Genomic DNA, 2,220 nt, shown 5'->3' on the forward strand with positions numbered 1-2,220 from the left:
GTTACGAAAACTGCATTATGAAAGCCCATGACTTTAGTCATTGGGATGAAATAATGTGATGTTAAAATTTTTAAAATATTTTTGTTAAATACTTGCAATATATCTAATAATTTGTATAATAGACATTAGATAGGAGGCAATTATCTAATGTTGAATGATAAATATTCTCATAAAAAAGGAATTGTTTATTTAAATCAATATCATGTTATATTTTGTCCGAAATATAGACGTAAAGTATTAGTTGGAGATATTGAAGAAGATTTAAAAGAGATTTTGTATGAAGTAGCGAAAGAAAATGATGTTGAAATTAAAGCATTAGAAATTATGCCAGATCATGTTCATATGTTTATTTCTTTTGATCCACGACAACATATCCATAAATTAATACAAGCATTCAAAGGAAGAAGTAGTCGAATATTAAGAGAAAAATACCCGTCATTAAAAAGTAGACTTCCTTCGCTTTGGACTAGAAGTTATTTTTGTTGTACGGTCGGTCACATTTCAGAAGAGGTAGTAATGAAATATATTGAAAATCAGAAAAATGTTTAGGGGAGGTGGATGCTCATGTCAAACTTCATTTTAACATTAAAATTAAACACACAGCCTTTTGAAGAGAGTATTTTAAATAAACGATTAAATATAGGTAGACAAATGTACAATGCTTGTTTAAATGAATTGAATAAGCGTTATAGAGCATTGCAACAAAGCAAGGAATACAAAAAAGCGTGTAAAATGACTAAAAGCAAAGAACGCAATAAGTTATTTAATTCATTAAATAAAAAATATGGTTTGACTGAGTATTCACTCCATGACTTTGTTAAGCAGATGCAACACCATTTTAAGAAAAATATAGACAGCTTTACTGCACAGAAAATTGCTACTAGATGCTTTAAAGCTTTTCAAAAACTAATGTTTTATGAAGCTAATAAAGTCCACTTCAAAAAATACGGAGAGATGAATAGCTTAGAAGGCAAAAGTAATAAGACCGGAATTCGTTTCACTAACAACAAATTGATATGGAACGGATTGGCAGTTCCAGTAGTTATTAAAAGAAATGATATATATGCGCAGACAGCCCTAGAAAATAACAAGGTTAAATATTGTCGCATCGTAAGAAAATTAGTTCGTGGCAAGTACAAATTCTATGTTCAGTTAGTAATGGAAGGCATGCCACCAACTAAATATAACAAAGAAACAGGAGAAGTAAGGAATCCCGTTAATGAAGGCAGAGTTGGATTAGACATTGGTACACAAACGATTGCTATTGCCTCTAACAAAGAAGTGAAACTATTAGAACTTGCTCCAAGCACAAATAATATGGAACGTGAAAAAAGAATACTGCAACGTAAATTAGATAGACAAAGAAGAGCGAATAATCCTAATAAATATAATGAAGATGGAACGATTAAGGAAGGCAACAGAGACAAATGGATTTTTAGTAATAGATACATTAAAGCCAGAAATGCACTAGCAGAAATACAGCGCAAAATTGCAAGTAAAAGAAAGCAAGATCATGAAAAATTAGCTAACTATATTCTATCTTTAGGTAATGACATTAAAGTAGAAACAATGAGTTTCCAAGGATTGCAAGCGAGAGCAAAAGAAACAACTATAAACGAAAAAACAGGAAATTATAATAAAAAGAAACGTTTTGGCAAATCGATAGCAAATAAAGCACCTAGTATGCTTTTAACCATACTAGACAATAAGCTCAAGTTTCAAGATACAAAACTAAAGAAAGTCGATACTTATTCAGTAAAAGCAAGCCAATACAATCATGTAACCAACGAATACAACAAGAAAGAGTTAGGTCAAAGATGGAATGATTTTGGAGACTTTAAAATACAACGAGATTTGTATAGTGCTTTTTTGATTATGAATGTGAATGAGGATTTAAAAACAATCAATAGGGAACTCTGCTTTAGAAAGTTTGGTAATTTTAAAGAATTGCATGATTTAGAAATCAACAGAATAAAGAGTTCTGACAATGAATTGATTTCAAGTATGGGTATTTAAATATAAAAACATTATAGGTTTTGAAACGAGCCTTAGACTAACGTTAAAGTGGTACAATGGTACGAGCTTAGTTAGTGAAAGTCTTATCGAAACAAATGAGTGTCTATATGTTGTAATTATTCATTAGAAACAATGGATAATGAAGAGTATAGAAGAAGTTTGTGTAGATAAGAACCTGCCGACTTTAGTCGTGTGGAGTTTCAG

2 protein-coding genes are annotated in these 2,220 nt (G+C 30.6%); both read left to right on the forward strand.

Annotation, left to right across the window (positions count from 1 at the left end; all coding sequences use genetic code 11):
• Positions 1–150 precede the first annotated feature (150 nt).
• Positions 151–549, forward strand: coding sequence for an IS200/IS605 family transposase (gene tnpA / locus LIZ98_RS17280; RefSeq protein WP_375293600.1), 399 nt, complete (start codon positions 151–153; stop codon positions 547–549).
• Positions 550–564: 15 nt separating this feature from the next.
• Positions 565–2,016: an RNA-guided endonuclease TnpB family protein gene (locus LIZ98_RS17285; RefSeq protein ID WP_108898098.1), complete on the forward strand. Its 1,452-nt coding sequence runs from the start codon at positions 565–567 to the stop codon at positions 2,014–2,016.
• Positions 2,017–2,220: the final 204 nt, after the last annotated feature.

This window comes from Caldibacillus sp. 210928-DFI.2.18 (assembly GCF_020554505.1).
Taxonomy (GTDB): domain Bacteria; phylum Bacillota; class Bacilli; order Bacillales; family Caldibacillaceae; genus Caldifermentibacillus; species Caldifermentibacillus hisashii.